Here is a 4549-nt window from a genome sequence, read left to right on the forward strand (position 1 = left end):
GCAAGACGGCGTCCAATTCCCTACAAGTCTCACGAAGAACAGTGGAGTGAACGCCTGAGAGGAGGATTAGATGACCTCGCAACGGAGCACTTGATGTGCAACGGAGAAACAGCCCGACATCGAAACGACACGCTTAAACGGCAGACGGCCCTCGGTCAAGACGCGGGACCGTGGGGTAGTGGTATCCTCTGCGGATGGGGTCCGTAGGACCCGAGTTCAATTCTCGGCGGTCCCACTCGAAATCATCTAAGTGTTCATCCGTTGGGATTCTCAGCCCTCTGAACGCTTGAGAATCCAACTCTCGCTTTTGGGATATTACCACGTAGTCAACAGTATCTTCGGGGGTGGTCGGCGTGACGGTCGCGCCTCGGCCGTCGACTGGGAGCGGATCGACGTGTCTTCACTGCGGACGGCACGTTTCGGACAGCTACGGACGACACGGGCTGTAACACGTCGGGTAAAAAGGGTCCGCAAAACCTTGGTGGGGCCTTGGTGATACCTTGGCAAAACCGATAGTCACCAACCATTATACCAAGGTAAGTTCCCCGCCCTCTATGGCACTGAACAAATTGCGACAGTTGGATCAACACTCACTCGGTGTGACGCTGCCGAAAGACGATCTTCGCATCAAGGGACTGCTCGACGAAAACGGAGAGCTTCGGGAGGATCAACACGTACACGTTCGGCGTACTGGTGACGGAGAATGGCAGCTCGAACTTGTCGACGCTCTCGAGTCGTAGTTCACAAAGACACGCCGTATGGCGTGCCTCATGTCGAAATCATATCGGACACGACTTATCTGAAATCGTATCCGCAAATAAGAGATATAAGATATGATTAATAATATTGCTAACTAGCTTGGAGAATACACTCGCAAAGGTGTCCATTAGCCACGTGGTCGAATCCTGAGCGACCGTCCCGCGTCGGCGGAGATCGTCACTATAGGTTCACCCGGTGTAACCCGTTCTCCGGCAACATTTTTGATGAGTGTCGCTAACTCGTGGCGGTATGACTGTGGCCACTCTTCTTGGATTTGGATGGTTCACTTTGGGCTGGTATCGACAATTCCGTGAGATTGTCCTCATGTTCGCTATCTCAAATATAGAACGCTCTGTGAGCCACTCTAACTGTGATTCAGCATCTATCCAACACAATAATTTATTATATGTGCCAATTAGTGTCGCAGGAAGGCCGCACATTATTCATCATCATTCTTTATAAAAGATTTATCGCGCTATACAACCTGCATGTTGATATGGCACTCAGATATAACGACGGAAAAATCGGGTTAGATGACACGGTCGTTGTGGACATCCAATTTGAGGATGACCAGCAGAGTAGCCTTCCGATGGGTGATTTTGGATACTTTTTCTGGGGGTGGAAAGCACTGTATAATGAAATCCAAAACTATGATGGTCGCATGGTCTATAAGGAAGTTGATCTCTATCTTAATGAGGGATGGTATGATTACGAAGTATTCTCTGATGAATTCATTGTGAACCTTGTTCGATCCGGTACTTTACGCCATCTCCGCCAAAATTGGGAGATTATTAGTCACGAGAAGATACCGAACGAACCGCTCATCATCTACCTTAGCACTGAAAGTCCTGTACGGATTCGCGTCGTCTCAAAGGCAGGAGGGACATTACCCCCGATAATATGCCATCCCAAGCGGTCTGCTGAAGACGAATCACCTCTTGAAGAGGATATCACTGAACAACCGTTACACGGGCTTGAGGGAGTTGAAAGCTTAGAATCTGTAGATGAATACTATCTGGAGGAATGGGTTCCACATATCAAGTTCCGACCGGTTCAGTTTCAACCAATGTTCAGGAACTTAGTCAATCTAGTGATGGGTGAAGGGATAGAGGACGAATGAGTGGATCATGATTCTTCAGACGGCAGGAAATGAGTTTGCACTTGTTCCGTATCTTTTAGGGCTTTTCTCGACGCTTCTAACCACGGGATTTGGTGCATACGTTGTATATCGATTTCAAAAGAAAACGAAGAATGAAGAAGTAAAACATCAACGAGAAGAGACAGATAATCAACGGAAGAAACGTGCTCAAGAAGTCCGTAACACCTTGAGAAACGAGATAGATCAAGGTAGGCCGACTGCGTTCGAGATTGAAGAGGACGATGGAACGACCCGAGAAGTTACATTCAAACACTTCGCTGAGGAGATTCAAGAAATAGGATTAAACGAGGCACTGTCATTGCTTCAATTTATCCACATACCGACCGAACTGTATGAACTGCATAGAGACAATCTCGGTTTTTTGGAGGAGGATGAACAGGAGGCAGTGATTGAATATTATACCCGGGTTAGAGCTTACCAAAACCAGTTAGAGCCGCTGGAACTGGGTCACTACGCGCAACTTGTCGATATCTTGGAAAAAACATCGAGAGAAGAAACACCTGATTTTTTGCCCATGTTAGAATCTCGAATAAACGATTGTGCCAGAGGGGCGTACGAACAGTTAGGATCTGTACACGAATCTGGAGATCGAGCAATGGAGGTGTTGGACGGCAATAGAGAAAAGCATGAATCGGATGAAAGGGCAGACCCGGACAAAGAAAAGGTGTGAACGAAGCGTCAAGGGTATCATCTAATCCGGATATGTGAACAGTGGGATCGCCCGCGTGCTTTAACGCTTATTTGGCCAGGAGCTTACACTATCGAACGAAGTAGAGGAGTACGACTTTCATGGCAGGGTTATCTCCTCAGCTTCAGATTCACTAAACCAACGAAGTAGACTCTAAGAGAGGCTTTTCAACAAAGCATTGGAATCCGACCTCGAGCGACTTCGCCACCAGGACGATATCGATCAGGCGGCACTCGAGGCCGTTGAGGTCCCGTTCGTCTACTTTTGACACCGGTCAGAGACACCGCTGAAGAACAAACGTGAGGGGGAACGGCCGGTGGCCCTCGAGCAAGAGGTAGCCGATTGCGCACAGGAGTATATCGATATAAACCGTGTTGAGCGGACTGATTCTACCGAACGAGAGCCGCTGTTCACGACTGAGAAGGGTGCAAACGCCAGAGCCTCGAAGTCGAGTATTCGGCGAGAGGTCTACATCCTGACTCAGCCCTGCCACTGGGGTGTGTGTCCACATGATCGTGACACGATGGACTGCGAAGCAGTGGTCTGCGTAACGGGTTCCCCGTGGCCGTCGGCTGGAACGGATTCCACTTTCAGTTCTCTGTACTGCCTTTCTCTGCCATCATATTCTGTAAGAAAGTGAGGATTGCGCCAAATAGCGTGCCGAGTACGAAAGTGAATGCATCCCCGCTCAATGCATCTACGGAGGTCATATACGCCGAGATTCCGACTACTACCAAGAACGTTCCTGCCGTTGTGTATACGATTCGTCTTTGATGGTGGAAGTGTTGTTCCTTCGCTTCATTCTCGATCTTCTTATTCTCTCGCGATTGTTTAAAGTATTCTTTGACCAGTTCCGTTATTTCGTTTAGGTTCTCGATTAGTGGTGTCCAGTCCGTCTCCTGAGCAGTGCCAGACCGGTTCGAAGTGGTCCGTGACGTGTGACCTCCTGCCGACCCCGCGCCGGTTTCCCCCTCGAATGCGGCCGTATATCCAGATCCGCCATCGTCACTGCTTGCTTCCTGATCCGACGATTCGACTCCATCGAACAACTCCTCGATATCCTCCGCAGAGTCCTCGTTATCTCCCATATCGTACAATTCGTCGTGATTGTAAAGTAAATACGTCATTGCTGAATCTCCCGTCCCGTCGCTCTCAGGATTGTGCGTCGACGAGAGCCGATTCCCCGAGTCTGCACACGGGCCGAGCAGGGTCGGAGATTGCCGAGATATTGCGCGCTCGAGCGGTAACGCCGAGGTCGAGACGATACTCGATGTCGGTATCGCATAGCTGAAACGTTCGATCCGGTATCTCAGATGCATGGCAAACGACGACGGCGGTGTATTCTCTTCCTACTGCGCTACTCGGCCTTCGGCCTGCGTTGCTCCTTGAGGAAGGAGGCTTACCGCCTGCAATTAGCTAACAAACAGTTCGACAGTGACAATGAGTGGTGGTGCTGGAAGAATCGTGCGACTCGTCGCAATTGCATATCTACCCGTAGTGCTGGCAGGTGCTATCGGTAGCTATCTTTCCCAATGTTCTTTGACAGATCATTACTGGCCGGCAGAAAAGCTACGAGGAGGGCTCGACGATTCGATTCTGTTTGATAAAGTGGTTCGACGATTGGAAGCGGTTCGTTCTCTTGGGTGAAAGAGAAATGCCGTGGAAGCCGCAAGTCCACCCGGTGGCGTAGTTTACTCCTCTTCATTTTCTCTGGACGATCTCCCGGTGATCGTTACGCTGTGCTGTCCTATCGGAGCGGACGGAGATCAAACAGTCGTACGTACAGACCTCGATGAGTCCGACCTCGATCGCCAGCAGTGTCAAGACAACATCGACTACGGACCCCTTACATCGGGGCATCCGTTCTAGTTTAGCAGAGTGTAGCGCCGTCTGACTAGATATCGTTGTGACTACCAGTCAGAGAAATCCGGTGGATAGTGTGA

The 4549-nt window shown here is 49.9% G+C and carries 4 protein-coding genes, 1 tRNA gene and 1 pseudogene; 5 read left to right on the forward strand and 1 reads right to left on the reverse strand.

Annotated elements, in window-relative coordinates:
- Positions 1–164: 164 nt before the first annotated feature.
- The 5 genes and pseudogenes from C446_RS09365 to C446_RS09385 all read left to right on the forward strand — a co-directional run.
- A tRNA-Pro gene (locus C446_RS09365) sits at positions 165–235 on the forward strand.
- Between the two features lie 319 nt (positions 236–554).
- Positions 555–740 carry a hypothetical protein gene (locus C446_RS09370; RefSeq protein ID WP_006672846.1) on the forward strand — a complete coding sequence of 62 codons (186 nt, stop codon included), beginning with the start codon at positions 555–557 and terminating at the stop codon, positions 738–740.
- Positions 741–1255: 515 nt separating this feature from the next.
- Positions 1256–1879 (forward strand): hypothetical protein, encoded by a 624-nt coding sequence (locus C446_RS09375; protein ID WP_152419416.1) that lies wholly within the window; start codon positions 1256–1258, stop codon positions 1877–1879.
- Positions 1880–1886: 7 nt separating this feature from the next.
- Positions 1887–2588 (forward strand): hypothetical protein, encoded by a 702-nt coding sequence (locus C446_RS09380; protein ID WP_049920133.1) that lies wholly within the window; start codon positions 1887–1889, stop codon positions 2586–2588.
- Between the two features lie 199 nt (positions 2589–2787).
- Positions 2788–3180 (forward strand): annotated as a pseudogene (locus tag C446_RS09385) (tyrosine-type recombinase/integrase); the annotation flags it as partial.
- 16 nt (positions 3181–3196) lie between these two features.
- Here C446_RS09385 and C446_RS18720 read toward each other — a convergent pair.
- Entirely contained in the window at positions 3197–3733 is a 537-nt protein-coding gene (locus C446_RS18720) for a hypothetical protein (RefSeq protein WP_006672850.1), read from the reverse strand.
- Between the last annotated feature and the right edge of the window lie 816 nt (positions 3734–4549).

The sequence above is a fragment of the Halobiforma nitratireducens JCM 10879 genome, assembly GCF_000337895.1.
Classification (GTDB): Archaea; Halobacteriota; Halobacteria; order Halobacteriales; family Natrialbaceae; genus Natronobacterium; species Natronobacterium nitratireducens.

Coding starts and splice junctions, on each gene's coding strand:
- C446_RS09375 (WP_152419416.1), top strand. CDS start 1,256: ATGGCACTCAGATATAACGACGGAAAAATCGGGTTAGATGACACGGTC.
- C446_RS18720 (WP_006672850.1), bottom strand. CDS start 3,733: ATGACGTATTTACTTTACAATCACGACGAATTGTACGATATGGGAGAT.
- C446_RS09370 (WP_006672846.1), top strand. CDS start 555: ATGGCACTGAACAAATTGCGACAGTTGGATCAACACTCACTCGGTGTG.
- C446_RS09380 (WP_049920133.1), top strand. CDS start 1,887: ATGATTCTTCAGACGGCAGGAAATGAGTTTGCACTTGTTCCGTATCTT.